Source organism: Faecalicoccus pleomorphus DSM 20574 (genome assembly GCF_000420345.1).
In the GTDB taxonomy this organism is placed as follows: Bacteria; Bacillota_I; Bacilli_A; order Erysipelotrichales; family Erysipelotrichaceae; genus Faecalicoccus; species Faecalicoccus pleomorphus.
The window spans coordinates 29330-48897 of sequence record NZ_ATUT01000013.1; the positions used below are offsets into that span (position 1 = coordinate 29330).

Annotated in this window: 19 protein-coding genes; 2 read left to right on the forward strand and 17 right to left on the reverse strand. The window is 37.8% G+C overall.

Translation table 11 applies throughout. The annotated features are described in order from the left end of the window. Positions 1-22: 22 nt before the first annotated feature. Positions 23-385 carry a hypothetical protein gene (locus G413_RS0106740; protein ID WP_022790155.1) on the forward strand — a complete coding sequence of 121 codons (363 nt, stop codon included), beginning with the start codon at positions 23-25 and terminating at the stop codon, positions 383-385. On the opposite strand, the gene G413_RS0106745 is transcribed toward G413_RS0106740, so the two are convergent. Beyond that, a complete protein-coding gene (locus G413_RS0106745) occupies positions 374-847 on the reverse strand; it encodes a pyridoxamine 5'-phosphate oxidase family protein (protein WP_022790156.1) in 474 nt (157 codons plus the stop codon). The genes G413_RS0106740 and G413_RS0106745 overlap by 12 nt on opposite strands. Then, positions 844-2541 (reverse strand): M3 family oligoendopeptidase, encoded by a 1698-nt coding sequence (locus G413_RS0106750; RefSeq protein WP_022790157.1) that lies wholly within the window; start codon positions 2539-2541, stop codon positions 844-846. The genes G413_RS0106745 and G413_RS0106750 overlap by 4 nt, the downstream gene beginning before the upstream one ends. A gap of 122 nt (positions 2542-2663) precedes the next feature. Between G413_RS0106750 and G413_RS0106755 the strand changes: the two genes are divergently transcribed. After that, positions 2664-3236 carry a DUF5662 family protein gene (locus G413_RS0106755; protein WP_027969100.1) on the forward strand — a complete coding sequence of 191 codons (573 nt, stop codon included), beginning with the start codon at positions 2664-2666 and terminating at the stop codon, positions 3234-3236. A gap of 14 nt (positions 3237-3250) precedes the next feature. Here G413_RS0106755 and G413_RS11180 read toward each other — a convergent pair whose 3' ends face one another. The 15 genes from G413_RS11180 to G413_RS0106835 form a co-directional block, all read right to left on the reverse strand. After that, positions 3251-4336: an iron-containing alcohol dehydrogenase gene (locus G413_RS11180; RefSeq protein WP_239462907.1), complete on the reverse strand. Its 1086-nt coding sequence runs from the start codon at positions 4334-4336 to the stop codon at positions 3251-3253. 164 nt (positions 4337-4500) lie between these two features. Further along, positions 4501-6315 carry a glutamine--fructose-6-phosphate transaminase (isomerizing) gene (gene glmS, locus G413_RS0106765; protein WP_022790159.1) on the reverse strand — a complete coding sequence of 605 codons (1815 nt, stop codon included), beginning with the start codon at positions 6313-6315 and terminating at the stop codon, positions 4501-4503. A gap of 256 nt (positions 6316-6571) precedes the next feature. Then, positions 6572-7444: a ParB/RepB/Spo0J family partition protein gene (locus G413_RS0106770; protein ID WP_022790160.1), complete on the reverse strand. Its 873-nt coding sequence runs from the start codon at positions 7442-7444 to the stop codon at positions 6572-6574. Between the two features lie 5 nt (positions 7445-7449). Then, positions 7450-8223, reverse strand: a complete 774-nt coding sequence (locus G413_RS0106775; protein ID WP_022790161.1) for a ParA family protein — start codon at positions 8221-8223, stop codon at positions 7450-7452. 1 nt (position 8224) lies between these two features. Continuing rightward, a complete protein-coding gene (gene rsmG, locus G413_RS0106780) occupies positions 8225-8923 on the reverse strand; it encodes a 16S rRNA (guanine(527)-N(7))-methyltransferase RsmG (protein WP_022790162.1) in 699 nt (232 codons plus the stop codon). A 491-nt stretch (positions 8924-9414) separates the two neighbouring features. Then, positions 9415-10509: a CDP-glycerol glycerophosphotransferase family protein gene (locus G413_RS0106790; RefSeq protein ID WP_022790163.1), complete on the reverse strand. Its 1095-nt coding sequence runs from the start codon at positions 10507-10509 to the stop codon at positions 9415-9417. After that, a complete protein-coding gene (locus G413_RS0106795) occupies positions 10506-11705 on the reverse strand; it encodes a CDP-glycerol glycerophosphotransferase family protein (RefSeq protein WP_022790164.1) in 1200 nt (399 codons plus the stop codon). The genes G413_RS0106790 and G413_RS0106795 overlap by 4 nt, the downstream gene beginning before the upstream one ends. A gap of 15 nt (positions 11706-11720) precedes the next feature. Then, positions 11721-13952 (reverse strand): bifunctional glycosyltransferase/CDP-glycerol:glycerophosphate glycerophosphotransferase, encoded by a 2232-nt coding sequence (locus G413_RS0106800; RefSeq protein WP_022790165.1) that lies wholly within the window; start codon positions 13950-13952, stop codon positions 11721-11723. After that, positions 13945-14337 (reverse strand): glycerol-3-phosphate cytidylyltransferase, encoded by a 393-nt coding sequence (gene tagD, locus G413_RS0106805; RefSeq protein ID WP_027969103.1) that lies wholly within the window; start codon positions 14335-14337, stop codon positions 13945-13947. The genes G413_RS0106800 and tagD overlap by 8 nt, the downstream gene beginning before the upstream one ends. 1 nt (position 14338) lies before the next feature. Further along, a complete protein-coding gene (locus G413_RS0106810) occupies positions 14339-15154 on the reverse strand; it encodes an ABC transporter ATP-binding protein (RefSeq protein ID WP_022790167.1) in 816 nt (271 codons plus the stop codon). An 8-nt stretch (positions 15155-15162) separates the two neighbouring features. Continuing rightward, a complete protein-coding gene (locus tag G413_RS0106815) occupies positions 15163-15993 on the reverse strand; it encodes an ABC transporter permease (RefSeq protein ID WP_022790168.1) in 831 nt (276 codons plus the stop codon). Positions 15994-16124: 131 nt separating this feature from the next. Next, the gene (gene rpoE, locus G413_RS0106820) at positions 16125-16466 is read right to left on the reverse strand and encodes a DNA-directed RNA polymerase subunit delta (protein ID WP_022790169.1); all 342 of its coding nucleotides are present in this window, start codon (positions 16464-16466) and stop codon (positions 16125-16127) included. Between the two features lie 25 nt (positions 16467-16491). Then, the gene (gene argS / locus G413_RS0106825; RefSeq protein ID WP_022790170.1) at positions 16492-18132 is read right to left on the reverse strand and encodes an arginine--tRNA ligase; all 1641 of its coding nucleotides are present in this window, start codon (positions 18130-18132) and stop codon (positions 16492-16494) included. Beyond that, positions 18119-18496, reverse strand: a complete 378-nt coding sequence (locus G413_RS0106830) for a DUF1934 family protein (protein WP_022790171.1) — start codon at positions 18494-18496, stop codon at positions 18119-18121. The genes argS and G413_RS0106830 overlap by 14 nt, the downstream gene beginning before the upstream one ends. Positions 18497-18623: 127 nt before the next feature. Continuing rightward, the gene (locus tag G413_RS0106835) at positions 18624-19505 is read right to left on the reverse strand and encodes a YitT family protein (RefSeq protein WP_022790172.1); all 882 of its coding nucleotides are present in this window, start codon (positions 19503-19505) and stop codon (positions 18624-18626) included. Positions 19506-19568: the final 63 nt, after the last annotated feature.

The following is a 19568-nucleotide window of genomic DNA, read 5'->3' on the forward strand; positions in this document are numbered from 1 at the left end:
TTTCCCGATTTATAATACAGATATGGCTAAGATCTTTATCGCAAAACTGGACGCAGATACAAAACACAAAATCTGTCACAAAGAACTGTCCTTAGAACAGTTAAAATTTATATATTCCATTTTACTTAAGGAACAAAAACGCAAACATAAAGCCTTTCAAGCTGCCGTTTGTTTGACTCTTTTGATTTTGGCAATCTTACTGATCCTTACTTTTTTTCTCAGTGAAAAACCAGATATATTATGGATTTGTTTTGCCATGTTGGCTGCTATGCTAGTTCTTGTTTTTATCCTGGTTTGGTTTCTATCGATGGGATATTTAAAGCTTCAATTCAATCATCTGATTCAAAAACACTATGCCGAATATGCCAATCTATTAAAGCTGTAATCCATCTTCCACCAGTTCAATTCCTTGTTTTCCCGTGCATGTTGCCGGTTCTAAAACCAAGATCAGAAACTGATTCCAAAATCGATCAATTTCGTCTTGTGGATCCATATCTGGGGCATACTTTTTTGCTAAGTGCGTAATCGCATTCCTTTTTTCATGCTCGTCTGCCACTGTGATTTTTCCTTGAACAATGACACTTTTATATTTTGTCGTAAATTTTTCTGGTAAAATCTCATCTTTATCAATGACACAAAAAGAAGCATTTGGATTCTGGTTCAGCAGTTCTAATTTATACCCTTCCAAAGCCACATGAAAATAAAGCTTTTGGTTGGCATAAACATAGCTTAATGGCACCGCATATGGTTTTTGATCCATGCCGCATAAAGCCAAAACTCCCGATGTATTTCTCTTCAAAATCTCTAACGTTTCTTCTTTTGGTAGTTCCTGCCTTGTTCTTCTCATTGTAGTTCCTCATCGGTAATCGCATTCAATGCGTTCTGTACTTCTTTCATTGCTTCATTCAGGCAACCTTCTTCAAAAGGACTCTTTAAGTTTGCAGCCTGCACGATTTTTCGGAAAGGAAGACTGCCACCCAATTTACAGATTTTTTTATAATCCTTTAATGTATTTGGATCCCTTTTTTGAGCCCGGCTCCAAAACTGTAAAGCACAGACCTGTGCCAGTGTATAGTCGATGTAATAAAACGGATCCATAAAGATATGAAGCTGTCGCATCCACCAGCCACCTCTTTCCAACACAGCAATTTCATCATAGTTTTTGTGTGGCAAATACATCTTCTCCAACTTTCTCCATGTTTCCATACGCTTGGTATGCGTATATTCTGGATGGGCATAGATTTCATGTTGGAAGTGATCTACCAAAACTCCATAAGGTAAAAATTTGATGGCATCGCTTAAATGCTGAAAATAAAATTTTCTGGTATCTTCTTTAAAGAAGTCTTTCATCCAGGGATATGTCAAAAACTCCATGGACATGGAATGAATCTCTGCACTCTCGCTGGTTGGCCAGATACAATCCGACGGAAAAATATCACGGGAAGCATATGCCTGGTAAGCATGACCAGCCTCATGCGTGAGAGTTTCTACATCTGAACTGGTTTGATTGAAGTTCGCAAAGATAAACGGTGCACCATATGTATCAAAAGATGTGCAATATCCACCGGCAGCCTTACCCGGTTTGCTTTCCAAATCCATTAGTTTATGATCTACCATAAATTGAAAGAATTCACCGGTATCTTTATCAAGTTCCTGATACATATGCAGTGCAATTTCTACCATAGTCCTGGCATCCTGCTTAGGTGTTGGGTTTCCGCTTTGAAACTCCACCTTTTCATCCCATGCATATAACGCATCCAGTCCCAGTCTTTTTTGTTGGCGCGCAAAAAGAGAAGTCGTAACCGGTACGACCGTGTCCAATACCTGTTTGCGATACATTTGAACATCCTCTTTCGTATAATCAAAACGATACATGCGATAGTATCCCATTTCTGTATAGTCTTTATATCCCAGCTTCTGTGCCATCTTTGTTCGTATCTTTACCAAAGAATCAAAAATCTTACCTAATTCTTCCTCATGTTTCTCAAACCATCCCCAGTATGCTTTTGTAGCTTTTTTTCGCATAGAGCGATTGCTTGCCTTCATGAATGGTTCTAATTCGGACAAAGTACGCTTTTTTCCTTCAAATTCAATTTGCGCACTGGCAACCAGCTGTTGATACTGACTGGAATATTGATTTTCCTTTTGGAGCTCTTCAATGATGTCTGGAGAAAAACATTTTTTATCAAATTCTTTAGCCAGAAAATAAGTAGAAGGAATTTCCTTTTCCAATTCTTTTCGATACGGACTTTCCAGAATCACATTAGAAATACGAACCAGATCTTCCTGTAAGATTGGTGCAATTTCATCAATATGCTCCTGTTCTTTCTTATAATATTCATTCCTTGTATCAATCGTATGACGAACTTCACACAAACTAAATTGTGTATAAAGCTCTTTTTTGTACGCATCTAAATCTTTAAAGGCTTGTTTAAAAGAAGCATAATCTTCTGCGTTCATCAACCGTTTTTCTATTTTGACAAGTGTATCTTTTGCCTGTTTGACATCAATTGTATGATATGGATATTCACTGAATTTCATGTGTTTGCCTCCCTGCGATTCATTCAACGGAACCATTTTATCACTTTTAAATACAGAATAAAATTTTGTGATCATGGATTGTGTTAGAATAAGATACAGACAGGAGGGATCCTATGTTGTCCATGCATAAGGTTCGAGGTCATCTGAAAACGATCAATCAACATAAAGCCAAAGTTACACAGCTTTGTTTTCGCTGTCATTTGTATAAGCAGGGGATTTTGCACGATCTCAGTAAATACACTTGGACAGAATTAAAAACAGGCTTTACTTACTTTCAAGGCTTTCGTTCCCCTATCGATGCCCAGAAAGAAGACATAGGTTATTCTTTAAGCTGGCTGCATCATAAAGGGCGTAATAAACATCACTGGGAATACTGGTTAGATAATGGACCAAATGGAGTCCATCCGGTAAAGATGCCGGTCAATTATGTCATCGAGATGTTTTGTGATCGTGTCGCCGCCAGTATGATCTATCAAAAAGATCAATATACCAACCACAGTGCTCTGGATTATTACATGCAAGGTAGAAATCGCATCATGATCCATCCGGATACAGACCGACTAATTCTCTTTCTTCTACAATATCTGGCAAATCATGGATTGGATGATACGATCGATTTTATCGTTCATCGTGTACGAAAAGAAGGATATTCCATTTTAGAAGACAAAACAGGCTCCTCCTCAAAACAAAATTGAGAAAGAGCCTGTTTTTATAGACAATTTTTAAAGATTTCGACAATATCCTGCTCATTTAAAGCAACAAAGGCATTGGATAAACGTCCATTACGATTGGCATGCCTGGCCATTTCTTCAAAGTATATATCATCGATACCTAGTTCACTTAAACGCATAGGGATACCCGCCTCTTTGAAAAAATGTTCCAACGCATCGATGCCCGCATAGGCAATCTTTGTTTCATCCTGATCTTCCAAATTCCAAACTTCTTTGGCAAAACGAACAAATCGCCACGTTACTGAGGGATCTTTTTGAAGAATATAGCGCATCCATGAAGGTGTTAAGATCGCCAGTCCCACACCGTGCGTAATATCATAGTAAGCGGAAAGCTCATGCTCCATCGCATGACAAGGCCATCCGGTAGAAGCCTTTCCGTATTCCGGAATGCCGGAGCATGCTACGGAGGCACAGGCCATCAAATTAGCTCTGGCAGAATAATTATCCGGTTCTTTAAGTACGATTGGTAAATTTTTGATCACCGTTTTTAAAACACCCTGTGCCAATTCATCCGATAAATCACTGTCTTTTGTTTTTGAGAAGTATCCTTCCATAATATGGCTCATGATATCAGCAGCTCCGGAAGCACTTTGATAGGAAGAAACACTAAAAGTATAGGTCGGATCACAAATGGAAGCCGTAGGATAGGTAAAAAGTCCTCCAAGTTTTTCTTTTGTTTTTAAATTGGAAATAACACCGCCGCCATCAAATTCAGAACCAGTAGCACTCAATGTCAAAATATCAACAAGTGGTAATGCCTTTTGAAGATGATCTGACGTTTTGACCATTTCCCATAGATCCTCTCCTGGATAATAAACACCGGCCGCAATGGCTTTGGAACAGTCAATGACAGAACCGCCGCCAACTGCCAGAATCACATCAATTTGATGATGCTTACAAAGTGCAACGCCTTCAACAACGGATTCAATTCGAGGATTAGGCGCAATACCGGATAATTCCACCACCTCAAAGTCACCCGCATCAAGGATTTCTTTGACCGTATCATACAATCCTGTCTTTTTGATGGAACCACCGCCATATGCCAACAAAACTTTCTTTCCCAATGGTTTTAAAATACTTTCCAGTTGGGAAATCTGGTTTTCCCAAAATAGATCTTAGTCGGAATATCATGTACATAATTTAGCACTTGTTCTCACTCCTTTTTGACCCTATTTAATCACGGTTCAAAAAGGCTTTTCAATTTTTATGCTTTATCAAAGTTATTTGATTACTCCACGGTTACTGACTTGGCAAGATTTCTAGGTTTATCGACATCACAGCCTTTTAACACCGCTCCATAATAGGCAAAAAGCTGTAAAAGGATAGCGGCTGGTATAGCTGCCAAAGCCGGGTGTACATCCGGAATGCGCAGGACTTTTTGAAATGCATGGGTATCCTGATACTGAGTCGTAATCAGTATAACGTTAGCTCCTCTGGCGATGGTTTCTTCAATGTTGGAAATCGTCTTAGAAGCAACTTCTTCCTGTGTCGCAAGCGCTATGACCACCGTTCCTTTATCAATTAAGGCAATCGGTCCATGTTTAAGTTCGCCGGCAATATAAGCATCCGCATGGACATAGGAAACCTCTTTTAGCTTTAAAGCGCCTTCCACAACACTGAAATAATCCAGTCTTCGTCCGATAAAATACGCATCTTTTTGATCTTTTAAACATTGTGCATAATCTTTGACAATTTCTTGTTGCGCCAACATATCCTTTGTGATTTCCGGAATTCTTTTCAAATCTGCCATCAGTTTAGATACATCTTTAGGCTGGCATCCTAATTTCTCACTCAATGCGATCATCAGACATACCAAGAGTACAAGCTGTGTCGTATAAGCTTTTGTGCTCGCCACTGCGATTTCCGGTCCGGCACAAGTATAAAGCGTACAATCCGACTTACGAGCCAGTGAAGACCCCAATACATTGACAATAGATAACGTCTTTGCCTGTTTTTCCTTTGCCAACTGTAAAGCTGCCAGGGTATCAGCTGTTTCTCCGGATTGCGACACAAAAATACATAGCGTATCCGAATTCAAATAGTAATTCCCATACCGAAATTCACTGGCTGCCAACGCAAAGGAAGGACAGGCTGGAACCCATTGACGAAACAGATCTTGCGCAAATGAAGCTGCATTTAAAGCAGTTCCACATGCCAAAAAGTAAACTCTTTCCAGCTTTTCCCAGTTGATATTGATTTCTTTCAGCTCATCCATTCTCACATCATTATCCACTCGACCACGCAAGGTTTCTGATAGAACATAAGGCTGCTCATGAATCTCTTTTTCCATGAAAGTGTCATAACCACCTTTTTGCGCTGCCTGCAGATCGTAAGGAATATGCATCCATTTTTGCTTCTGAAGTTCTCCCTGAAAATCATAGACTTGTATTCCATCGGCTTTTAACACCGCAATTTGTCCATCCTCTAAACTCAAAATATCTTTGGTGTATTCTAAAACAGCCGGTATATCACTGGCACAAAAACTACCAGATGCACAATGTCCGATAATCATAGGGCTTTCCTTTTTGGCAACATAAATCGTATCAGGATCTTGTACAGACACCACACACAAGGCAAAACTTCCTTCTAAATAACGCACTGCCTTTTGTAGTGCCGCAAATAGATTTCCTCGATCATAGTAGTCGATCAAATGCACGATGACTTCACTATCGGTTTGCGATAAAAAAGGATATCCCTGTCGAATCAACTCTTTTTTGATGGCCTGATAATTTTCGATAATACCATTATGTACGATAGAAATCGTGTTCTTCGCATTCGTATGTGGATGTGAATTAAGATTACTGGGAATGCCATGCGTAGCCCAGCGCGTATGACCAATCCCGGTTTTCTGTGGATGTGACTCTCCCTTCAACAAGTCTTCCAGCTGACACAAACGCCCTTTACTTTTAAAGGTATATAATCCATTATCATCTACTAAAGTCACACCGGCTGAATCGTATCCCCGGTATTCGAGTTTGTTTAAACCCTGCATTAAAAATGGTAAAGCTTCCCCTTTACCCACGAAACCTGTAATTCCGCACATGAAAAAAATCCTCCATTTTCTATTCACTTCATGGAGGATACCGAATGGATTTGTTCAATCTTCACAGACTGTTTTTGTCCATTGTTTCAGGCCGTATCCAGCCTCCAGGTCACCCGCCGAATCTTTCGAAAAACCTGGTCCTCGTCAACTGTAAAATTACAGTCCTGGCGCTTTTCTTTGTATAGACCCCATGAATGCATTCTATTATACGCAAAAAGATAAGCTTTGACAAATTCCTCCACAAAAAAAAGGAAGATTACTCTTCCTCAATCAGATGTAAAAGTTCTAAAAGTCGAGTTAAATCTTCCTTGTCTTGATAATGAATCGAAACCGAATGCGCTGAAATAGAAACAGATGTCTGAAAATATTCTTCCAATTTACTTTTCGCATCTCTAACATACGGATCTTCTTCCGGTTTTGGTTCTGTGACCTTTTTAGAAGTCTTATCTTTTACAATTTGTTCGACTTTACGAACCGATAAGCCCTGTTCGATTGCCTGCTTGGCTACTTTACGCATATCCAGTTCATTTTTTAATCCCAACAAAGCGCGAACATGCCCCATTGTCAATTTCTTTTGTACAACCAAATCTTGTACATCTTCTGGCAGTTTCAACAAACGAAGCGTGTTTGTGATATGTTCTCGGGATTTTCCCACACGATTGGCAAGTTGCTCCTGCGTATAATGCAGTCGATGCATAAGTTGTTCATACGCCTTCGCTTCTTCGATGACATTTAGATCTTCTCGCTGGATATTCTCCAGTAAAGCAATCTCCATCATTTCCTGATCGCTAAAGTTAACAACAATCGCCGGTATTTCTTTTAATCCTGCTAATTTGCTGGCACGAAGCCTTCGTTCGCCGGCAATCAGATCATAGCCCTGAATGCTCTTTTTGACCAGGATCGGTGTAAATACCCCATGTTGTGCAATACTTTGACTCAGCTCCTGTAAAGCTTCATCATTAAATACTTTTCGAGGCTGATAAGGATTAGGTCGAATCTGGTCCACATCGATTTTTGTCTGTTCCTGTGATTCAGTATGAACTTCGCCATTTTGAATCTCATCCAGCACTTTTGAAATGTCCTGTCCGAAAAGCTGATTCAACCCCTTTCCCAAACGGTTATTATCCATAAGCACTACCCCCTCTCGTTACGTTTTACTAATTCTTTTGTCAATTCTCCATACGCCTTGGCTCCTGCACTGGTCACATCATATTCAAAAATGGACATGCCGCGTGAAGGTGCTTCGGATAATTTGATATTTCTTGGAATACTGGTCTGATAAACCTGCTTGCCGAAATTTTGCCGTACATCCTGTGAGACTTCAACGCTCAGTTTTGTACGGATATCAAACATCGTCATTAAGATTCCTTCAATTCTAAGATCTGGATTGTAAAGCTGCTGAACCAAACGGATCGTCAATAAAAGCTGTGTCACACCTTCCAGTGCATAATATTCACACTGAACCGGTATCAATACGCTGTCTGCCGCCGTTAAGGCATTGGTATTTAAGATTCCCAGGCTAGGTGGACAATCAATAATGATATAGTCATATTGATCTTTTATAGAAGCCAACCGCTTTTTTAAAATCTGTTCTTTTCCATTGCCAATCTTGTCCAGTTCCAGGTCTGCTCCGGCCAATGTTATATTTGCCGGCAAAATATCAATAGCTGGTTCTTGTTTATGTACGATGACTTGTTCTGGATCCATATCTTCTAAAAGCACATTGTAGATGCTTGGCTGTCCTCTTTTTGTGATAGCCAAAAGTCCCTGCGAAGCATTACCCTGCGCATCAAAGTCAATTAAAAGAACTTTTTTGCCCATATAGGACAATCCACTGCTTAAATTGATAGCGGTTGTCGTTTTCCCAACGCCACCTTTTTGGTTAGAAATCGCAATTACTTTTGACATACTATCCTCCTAAAGGCTTCTTTTTGATCTGTCCATAATTTCTCGGATATTTTAAAGAAGTCTTTTTCTTCTTTGTGAAATATAAATTGATATGTTGCGCATCTTCAATCTGAAGTGTTTCACTTCGATCAAATTGAAGCCCTAATACTTCCATGGCTTTTTTTGCCTCTTCCAACTCTTCCAGTCCACTTTTTCCTTTCAAGAAAACCAATCGTCCGTTTACTTTACATAAAGGAGTACAAAGCTCCAATAAGATATTCAACCGAGCCACTGCTCTGGCACTGATGCAGTCAAAAACTTCACGATGATTTTTGGCAACATCCTCGGCCCGCAGATTTAAGACTTCGATTTCTTTTAAGTCTAATTCCTGGATCACATGTTCCAAAAAGCGGCATCTTTTTTGTAACGGTTCGATCATCGTACATTGTATTTGCGGAAATACGATCTTCACCGGCAGGCATGGAAATCCTGCCCCACTTCCGACATCACAAAAACTGGAAATAGAAAGATCCTTAAAAGGAAGAATTGAATCTAAAAAGTGCTTTTCCCAAATTTCGTCCGGATCGGTTATGGCCGTCAGATTCATCTTCTCGTTCCATTCCAATAAAAGTTCCATATATCGCTTTAATTGTTCAATTTGCTTGTCTTCTATAGAAATCCCATGATTCATACAAGCTTCTTTAAATGTTATTTGATTCATTCTGTTTCTCCATGCGATGTCATTATATCAAAGATCGTTTCCTAGGAGTAGTCTATCTTTAAAACAGACATTATTCATGTCTATAAGATAACTATGGTTATTGTTTCATTCTACTCACAAATCATAAATTTCCTGTATTTGTTGTTCTATGTAGCCTAATGCACAAATTTTCTCTTTTACTTCCTAATTCGCCTCTTCCTTGATTGATCATTCTTCTTTGATAACTGCCAAGTTCATGAGTGACTTCGACTCTTTCTTCCCTAGTAGATCACACCATTGATAAAGCTTGCGAATACTTCTTTATCTTCAAATAATTTCTTCATAATATTGTCTTTGTTCACACTTCATCTCCTTTGTTATATGCTTTTTGAAGATCTTCTGTATTTTATATACGTATAAAAATTCAAAGTTCAGACTTTTTTTGAAAAATTTCTATTTTTTATATTTCATCAATCTATATTCAGGCAAAAGGTATAAAAAAAGAGGATTTTTTATCCTCTCATCAATTCATGAATTTTCTCAATTACTCTTTTGGTGTTCTGTCCATCCTTATGAATAATATATTTTTGTTGGAAGCGCGATATATCGGAATGGATATATACCTCTTTTAACGCATCGATCAATTCTCTTTCATTTAGACAAACAGGTCCCGGAAATTCCTTTCGATAGTCTAAATTGAATCCTATCGTTTGATCATACTCTTCTACATCATCAATATAGGCAATCATAGGTTTATTCAGTAAGGAATAATCTAAAATGACACTGGAATAATCGCTGATCAAAACATCACTGACATGCATTAAAGCATACAAATCTTCATCATGGCAATCGATAGCTCGTAGATGATTGATTTGAATATCCGGCAATAATGGATGAAACTTATATAAGATACAATACTCATCCCCTAAAGCATCCAATATCTTTCCCATATCAAAGCTGGCCACTTGAAATCCTTTGACCATATTTCCACGAAATGTAGGTGCATATAAGATACATTTTTTCTCTTTGATCATTGGATATTTCGCATACAACATTTCTTTTTGTGTTTTTTGTCTTTGTGGATCTAACAGCTCATCGATTCGCGGCAATCCTGTTACATAAACCTGGCTTGAATTTACACCAAACGCCTGGGCATACACTTCTTTCCAGTACGGGGCACTGCATAAAACCGCATCATACCCTTGGATCGGATAAGAACGCTCAATTTGATTACCAAACTTTTTTATGGCACCGCAGGCATGCCATATCTGTAAAACCTTAGTTTCTTTTGGTTTAAATTGAGAAACAATATAATTGTTGTCATTTAAAATGATCAATTTGCTTTGTTTCATCTGAATCAACTGATGACAAAGATTAATAAAATATAGAAAATATCCTTTTATCGTTTTATGAATCTGAAACAAATCATAGTGAATGTCGTAACATCCTTCTTTTTTTAAGGCTTGATCGATCTGATAGAAATCCCCTGTCAAATGATCGGCCGTCATTGAGATGAACGTAATTCGATTTTGTTTAGGATGTATAAAGAATGTAAGTCCGTTTAAAATGGATAAGACTATATTTAAGATGATTTTTTCTATTTTCATGTCCTTGCCTCAATCAACAGTTTACTGATACGTTTTGATGCCTGTCCATCATCCAAATTGTTGAAACGATCGTGAAATTCTTTTAAATAAGATGCATCATAAACTTCGTTTTTAATATCTTCACAAAGTTGTTTTTCATCACGATAGATCTTGCCTGGAAGCTCTTTTGTGATATCCATATAAAATCCTCTTAAATCACTGGCATAGCTTTCTAAATCATACATATAGAAATACATTGGACGTTTTAAGATCGCATAATCAAAGAACACACTGGAATAGTCCGTGATCAAAACATCACTGATCACATACAATTCATTGATTTCTGCCTCTGCCGGAATATTGTATAAAAAGCCTTGTAGAGAAGCATCATTTTGATAATGATTAATGATCAGGTAATGTGGTTTAAACAACACAATATAATCGCTACCTAATATTTCTTTCCACAAATGGAAATCAGCTTTTAACTCAAACGTATAGCCGGCCGCCACATACGAATTGTCCCGCCATGTCGGAGCATATAAGATCACTTTTTTATCCAATGGCAAATTCATCCTTTTTTTGATCGAACTAATTTCATCCTTTGTCACATTCGCAATAAAATCGTTGCGTGGATATCCGGTTTCCACCAATTTTTTAGGATTGATCCCAAAGGCATGAGGAAATACCGAAGTACAAAAAGCATTTGGCGAGATCATAAAGTTATAACGAGCTACATCGACATCATAACTGTGACACATTTGTTCATAAGAAACACCGGAACGATAAAACGTGGTATCTTCACTGACATCGATATCATGGGCTAATCTCTTTAACGGTGTTCCATGCCATGTCTGTAAATAGATCTGATTCTCCTTTTTACAGATATAAAGCGGTAATTTACAATTTACCACCCAAATCTTAGCTCTGGATAAATAATAAAAGTAGGAAAAACTAAAATACTCTTTGATTTCCGCACCTTTGATTTGAATGTTCTTTTGTTTATGATGTTTGATAAACCAGATAAAGCGATACCCTTTCCAGTTTGGATCCTGTTGCATCTGCTCAAATATCGCTCTGGGATTATCCGAGTATCCCCGCCCATGAAATGAAATAAATATGACCAGCTTGTCATCGACCGGTATCAACCGATAGATACATCGATAAACAATACGAATCAGCTTACCTGCCCATTTTTTAAAAAAACGTAAGATGGTCATATTCTTTCTTCCTTTCTAGCCAAACACCTCTTTAACAATATTCTCACTGGCATGGCCGTCATCAAAACAACAGAATCGATCATAGAAATCGTCATATCGCTTCTGATAACGATTTTGTATCGTATCTATATGAAGAATCGCATCAATCACTTCTTCGCTGGTATATAAAAGCGGTCCCGGCACTTCGGTATTCATATCAATATAAAAACCTCTAAGTTGATTCTTATATTTCTCTATATCATACGTATAGAAAAGAATCGGACGCTTTAAATTCGCAAAATCAAAGAAGACACTGGAATAATCCGTAATACAAATATCTGTAATCAGATAAATTTCAGAAATATCATCATAAGTGCTTAAATTGTACGCAAACCCTCCCAGGCCTGTCGTATCGATCTTGTCCGCAATATAATGATGGGTACGCAACAAAAGCACATAGTCCTTTTCCAGCATGGTCTTCATTTTCTTTAAATCTAAAGCCAGCGTAAATTTATATTCACCTTTACCATAATGCTCATCATCTCTCCATGTTGGCGCATATAAAATAGTCTTTTTATCTAAAGGAATACCTAATTTTTCTTTTAAACGCCTTGCCCTTTCTTCTTTGTCCGGGGCATATAAAATATCATTGCGCGGATATCCATATTCCAACATTTTTCCTTCGTACATGAAACAGCTTCTAAATGTCTTAGATGAAAATGGATTGGCACTAACCAGATAATCCCATTCTTTTCTTTGTTTATAAAACTGTTCTTTATATTTCGGAGATGCACTGGTGACTTCTTCCTGATCGAACACCAGACGCTTTAACGGGGTTCCATGCCATGTTTCTAAAAATACCTGTCCTTCTCTTTTACGAAACCATAATGGCTGTCGAACATTAAAGACAAGATATTTGCTTATGGCACAATAATAAGCATATTGAAAAGAAAAACGTTTGATCGTTTTTGCCCCATACGGAATATCATGTTTCCCATTGATGGCCCACACACATTCATATTTTCCCGGATACATCCGATTTAAAGCTTCATAGATGTATTTGGGAGAATCAGAATAATTTTTCGCCATGAATGTTTCAAACAAAACCACATTTTCTTTGATGGGCATTTTTAAATATCGATGATAATAGGCCAGTTTATATAACGTATTCTTATTTTTATTCGCAAATATGCTTTTAAGCTTTGCCTTGCCAAAACTCCAGCGAATTGCCTTTTGTACGCCTTTTAGATCATTTTTCATCATCAATAAAATGATTCGCTTTTGTTTGGCAGAAAGATCATCTAATACTCTAGGGGCCGTATCTAATAAAGTGGATTGAATACGAACAAAGTATTCGTTTCTCCATTTTTCATCCTGCGATCTTCGTATGCGTTTGATCATTGTCTTAGTGACATAACGAATCAACTTTTTATCCAGATAATAACGTACCGGTCCTTGCGCATCGATCAATTTTCTAGCACATTCTACCGCCAGACATCTTTCTTCAAAACGAGTATCGCTTTCTTCCTGATTTAAGCTTGGTTCATTGATTGGATCGTTGTGTTTTCTCTTGATATACCAGGCCTCTTCTTCATACTGAAAAGAGGATGCTTTTTCAAGAACCTGTGCCAAAAAGATCTGATCACTGAAATAGCGAAAGTTTGGATCAAAAGAAATTTGATGATTAATCAAGAATTGTCTTTTGTATAAATTAGACAAAGCCGTGATGGTCTGAAATCCACTGCGCTTGACCATCGTATGATAAATCGCAAGCATTCGATCTGTGTCCTGATTCTGGAAACGTTCTAAATGATTTTGAATCTTTTCTTCCTGTGCCTGCTCTTTTTCGGCTTCATCATCCGCATCAACCTCTTTTTTAGAAAGTTTATCTAAAAAATTGGCTTTATTGTTCCATGTATTGCGAATCGTTCCATAGACCACATCTTGTCCATTTAGATGTTCAACCAAATGGAATAATGTATCCTCCAGAATATAATCATCGCTGTCTAAAAAATAGACATACTCTCCGTTTGCCTGTTGTAAGCCTTCATTACGACAAGCCGCTACCCCAGTTTTTTCTTCCAATGAAAGAATACGCAAGGAAAGATCACTCAAATTCCGGATCTCTTTTTGCATAGTTTCATCCACATGATCACACACGATCAAAACTTCAAAATCTTGATAGGTACTTTCTTTTAATGACTGTAAACATTCTTTTAAATAATGAAGATATTTTTGAAAAGGGATGATTATACTGATCTTATTCATCGCCTTTTAACTCTTCCTTTAACTGTGTTGTGGAAATGCCTTCTGTTCTTGGCAAATAAATGACTTCACAACACTCTTTCAAAAAGTCAAATTTTCCCTTCCAGTCATCTCCCATGACAAAAATATCTACATTATATTTCTTGACATCTTCTATTTTTTGTTCCCAGCTGGTTTCCGGAATGACTTTATCGACATAGCGAATGGCTTCTACGATCTGCATACGATCAGTATCTTTGATCTGACAGACTTTGCCTTTACCACGATTAAATTCATCACTGCTGACCGCAACGATCAAATAATCCCCTAATGCCTTTGCCCTCTTGAGTAAATTCAGATGCCCGATATGAAATAAATCAAAGGTTCCATAAGTAATGACTGTTTTCATCTTATAATCCTCCCAACAATCTTGAAAAAAAGCTTTGTTTCGTATCTGGTAAAACACGTTCTTCAAATTTTTCATTCAATATTTTTTTCTTTTCTTTTGGTTTTAACGCGTTTAACTGATCCACATATTCCGAATAATGCGCACAGACCGTTTCAATATCTCCCATCTCCTGTAGCCTTCCTCCTTCGATCCACATTCCCGTCTTACAAAACTGTTGAACCTGTGAAATAGAATGGGACACAAAGAAGATCGTCTTTCCTTCGTTATCTCTTAATTTCATCATATGATCCAAACATTTTTTCGCAAAGCCTTTATCCCCTACGGACAAAGCTTCATCGACGATAAAAATATCGGGATCAAGAGCCAGTGAAATGGAAAAACCTAAACGTGATTTCATACCGCTGGAATATTTTTTTACCGGTTGATATAAGAAATCTCCCAATTCGGCAAAATCAATCACACTTTGTGTAATACGTTGTATTTCTTTTTTCTTTAATCCCAACAATGCGCCTTTTACCCGAATGTTCTCTTCCCCGGTCAATTGCACATTCAAGCCGGTGTTGATGGCAATCAAGGCTTGTTCTCCATGAATTTCGATCGATCCCTCATCAATATCACTGATACCGGCCAATATTGATGACAATGTTGATTTTCCGGAACCGTTTGTTCCCAGAATACCGACAACATCTCCTTTTTCGACCGTAAAAGACAGATCCTTTAAGGCATAAAATCGTTTGTTGGACTTATGCTGGTTATTTTTATTTTTTAAACTGTAGATTTTGGAAATATGATCTACTTTTACTGCATATTCTGCCATATCCACCTCTATATCAAATCGATAAACTTCTTCTTGAATTTAAACATCAACGTACAGCCGATGGCAAACAAGACCAGTACCACACACCAAAAATATAAGGTATATACCGGATGATCCAGCACACTTTGTCCATAGAAGATTGCATCTCTGTATCCTTGAATAATGTAATAGACTGGATTTAACTTCATGATAGAATTCAAAAATTCATGAAAAGGTACATGACTGCTGAAGGTACAATCCCAAATGACCGGTGAAAAATACATAAACATTCGAATCAAAGATGTCACCAGTTTTTTGATATCTCGCCAGAGCATGGTCAACACTGAAAGAATCAACGATACACTTTCCGAAAATACAAAGGCACAAAACATATAATAAAAAATCCAAAGCCAGTTGAACTGAGGTGTATAACCACATAAAAACAAAGTAACCAAGGCAATGATCAACATGCATCCATGATTGAACAATTCTTTACAGACTACCGTTGCCGGCAAGACCGAAACCGGAAATTTCATCTTTGTGATCACATTGGTCTTGGAAAAAATGGCACTGCACCCTTTTTGAATACACGGCTGAATGAACCACCAGGTCGCATATCCTACAACAAGCCATGGAAGATAAGAAACTTTAATATCGTTTACTTCTATTGGTTTTCTATTCCATGCGACACCAAAGATCAGCCAATAGGTAAAGACCTGAATAGCCGGTGATGCGAAATTCCAGAAGATCCCAAATTTGGAATCACGCATATCGGCCAACAGTTCATATTTGGCAATGGAATAGATTCGAAATAAATTTGAAAAATTTTCTTTTAAAACGTACTTTATACTTTTAAACATACATTTTCCTCGTTCTTCATTGTATTCTATTCTAAATAGTAAGTAAAGAGCCTGCCAAACGGCAGGCCTTTATCGTGCGCATTCTTCTCCTTTCCCTTTTATTATCAAAAAGGAAAGTGACTAAAAAATGACTAATCTTCGTCTTCTTGATCTTCGTCTTTGACTTCTTCATCCAAATCCAGTGTTTCATCCTGGTCTTCGTCATCGCTATCTTCATCAATGGCGATTGAATCCGTATCCATCACGCTTTCTGAAAAAGTATGACGGCTTCTTAAATCCCAGTTGTTTTGCGGCATGTTGAAAAAGCGCCCATCAATTGATAAATCCGTATAAAACTGAGCAATATTGTCATCAAACTGGCTTTCATTAAATCCCAATTCTTTGGATACACGAGTCCATAATTCAATAAATGGCATAGCATCTTTACCACTTTGTAAAATCTGATAGGCAACATCGGTCATTGACTGTTTCATAATACTAAAATCTCCTTTAAAACATTTACATAGATTCTACGGCTTGTACACCGATACATTCTAAAGCATTGGCTAAGACAATTTGTGTGGCTTTCACCAAGGCTAAACGTTGTGAAGTAAGTTCAATATCCTGTGAATCTAAGACTTTACAGGCATTATAGAAACTGTGAAATTTAGAGGCCAGGTTTTGAATATAGTGACATACTTTATGAACCTGACGAGTACGAGCACTTTCGGTAATGACTTTATTAAACTCCTGCAGTGTCTTTAACAGCTCTATTTCTTTTTCATGATTCAATCGCTCAAAGTGATCAGCTAACGCAATATCTGTAGCTTGTTTTTGAATAGAACACATACGGGCATGCGCATATTGTGCATAATAAACCGGGTTATCGTTAGACTGTTTCTTGGCCAGTTCGACATCAAAATCCAAATGCGAATCCAGTGCTCTTTGTACAAAGAAGTAACGAGCCGCATCAACTCCGACACTTTCCACAAGTTCCGAAATCGTTGTCGCATTGCCTAATCGTTTTGACATCTTGACTTCTTCACCATTTGATACCAGTCGCACCATCTGTATGATATCCACATGCAGCTTATCGGCATCATTACCTAAGGCTGTCATACTTCCTTTTAAACGAGGAATATAGCCGTGATGATCGGCTCCAAAGAAATCAACCAACACATCAAAGCCACGTTTGAATTTATCGTTATGGTAAGCAATATCCGGTACTAAATACGTATAGGATCCATCCGTTTTTTGAAGTACACGATCTTTATCATCCCCAAATTTTGTAGTGGTAAACCACAAAGCTCCATCTTTTCGGTATGTATATCCCTTTTCATCCAACAACTGCAGCGCTTCTTCTACTTTACCGGCATCGCGAATCGCCTGTTCACTGGACCAAACATCAAATTCTACACGATACTCTTTTAAATCTTCTTTGATCTTATCCAATTCAAAGGCTATTCCTTCTTTCCTAAAGAAGTTTAAATTTTCCGGTGTCGGTTCCAAATATTGATTCGGGTACTCCTTGGCCAATGCGAAACCTTTTTCTTTTACATCGTCCCCCAGGTAACCATCGGCACCGATTTCCGTATCTATGCCATGCGCCTGACGATAGCGGGCATTCAAGGATAAGGCCAGATTCGTAATCTGATTTCCGGCATCATTGACATAATATTCCCGTGTGACATCGTACCCGGCTTTCTTCATAATACGCGCACAGCTATCTCCCCAGGCGGCCCCTCTGGCATGACCCAAATGCAAAGAACCGGTCGGATTGGCACTGACATATTCCAGATTTACTTTGATTCCATTGGATGGTTGTTGACCATAGTTTTCCTTCTTTTCCAAAATTTCTTCAATGACTTTGGAATATCGATTGGTATCCAAAGTAAAATTGATAAAACCAGGACCCGCAATCTCCATTGAGGAAACGGAGCAGCTTTCCTTATCCAAAGCTTCGGTAATCTGTGTTGCGATATTTCTTGGATTTTGTTTCAACGTTCTTGCCAGCTGCATCGCAACATTACTGGAAAAATCACCATGGTCTTTATTTTTAGGGATCTCAATGGCAATCTGTTCCAAAGAAACTTCCAAACCAAAGCTTTTTTGAATCGCTTGCTGGATTGCTTTTTTTAATTCAATTTCAATGGACTGCATATTCTGCCTCCTTTATTTCTAATACAAATTCAAACCTTTGACTTTGTTTTTCCATATCCAATTCATATTGTATTTCAATACGCTGATCCTGCATCTCGTAATGATGTGTAAAACAAGATACATCGATCTCGCCAAATTCTGTACGAATCCATCCTTTTGTCCTTTTATGAGATCTAAGAACCAAATGTACATGGACTTCGGAAATACTGTCGATGATCAAAGTGTCTTTATACGCTGTCCACGAGAAAGAAAACCTTTCATTGGCAAAACAATACCGCACACCTTGATTTGTGTACTCTATCTCAGCTTTTCCCTGATAAAGAATCTGCCGATTCAGATGATCAATCAACTGTATTTTAAACATAGCGCTAGAAATATATCACAATTTACATAAAATGCAAACAAAAAAATGCTACGGAATGTTTGTTTCACAAAAATAATAAAGCTATAAACAAAAAAAAATCACACAGCCTTTTCTGTGTGATGTATTCTTAATCCAATGGTTTTTGATAAAAACGACCGTAAAAGTTGGCGGTATGATAGGTGTTGATAATGACTTTAGGATCGGTTTGCCGAACATTATAAATGACATCCTGCACTTCATACGTACTGACAACAGCTTTACATACATAAATCTTACTATGTGAATAGCCTCCGTATCCTTCAAAGATACTCATGCCATGATGACAAGTTGCCATAAAGGTTTCAATAATGGGCTCCGGATCTTTTGTGATAATTTCCAAAGTGATCTGTTTATATCGTTGATACAAGCTGGAGATGGCCTTTGTGGATAAGAACTGAAACACAATGGAATAGCCCGCATAGACCCATCCAAAAATAGATCCGAAAATCACCAGCATGATACAGTTTCCAATAAAAATATAATCCCATATTCCTTTATGAATTTTATTGGATACATACTGTGCAATAAAATCCGTTCCTCCGGTACTTCCTCCGGCACGCAAAGCCATCGCAATGGAAAAGCCCCAAAGTAAACCACCAAATAAAACATTCAAAGTTCGATCGTCAAAAAACGGATCAAACTGAAACAGCTCCAGAAAAACAGATACTAGGCTAAACTGTAAACAGCTTAAATAGACAAAACGTTTGGACAGCTCCTTATAACAAAGGATGGCGGCCGGCAAATTTAAAAGAATAATTCCTACAGAAACCGGAAAGTCGATTTGGAACAAGCCTAAAATTCGACTGATCAGAATAGATATACCGGTAAATCCCCCTGACAATAAGTTACAAGGATCCATAAATACCTGCATGATATACGACTGCATCAAGGCGCTGACAATCATCAATAAAATCGAAACAATAAGATGAACGATACGATTTTTTTCAAATTCTCTGATTTGGTGCATCATAAATTTATCCCCTTACTAAAGTATTCTTTTTCTATGAAAATTTCAATCTATTGTTTATGAAAA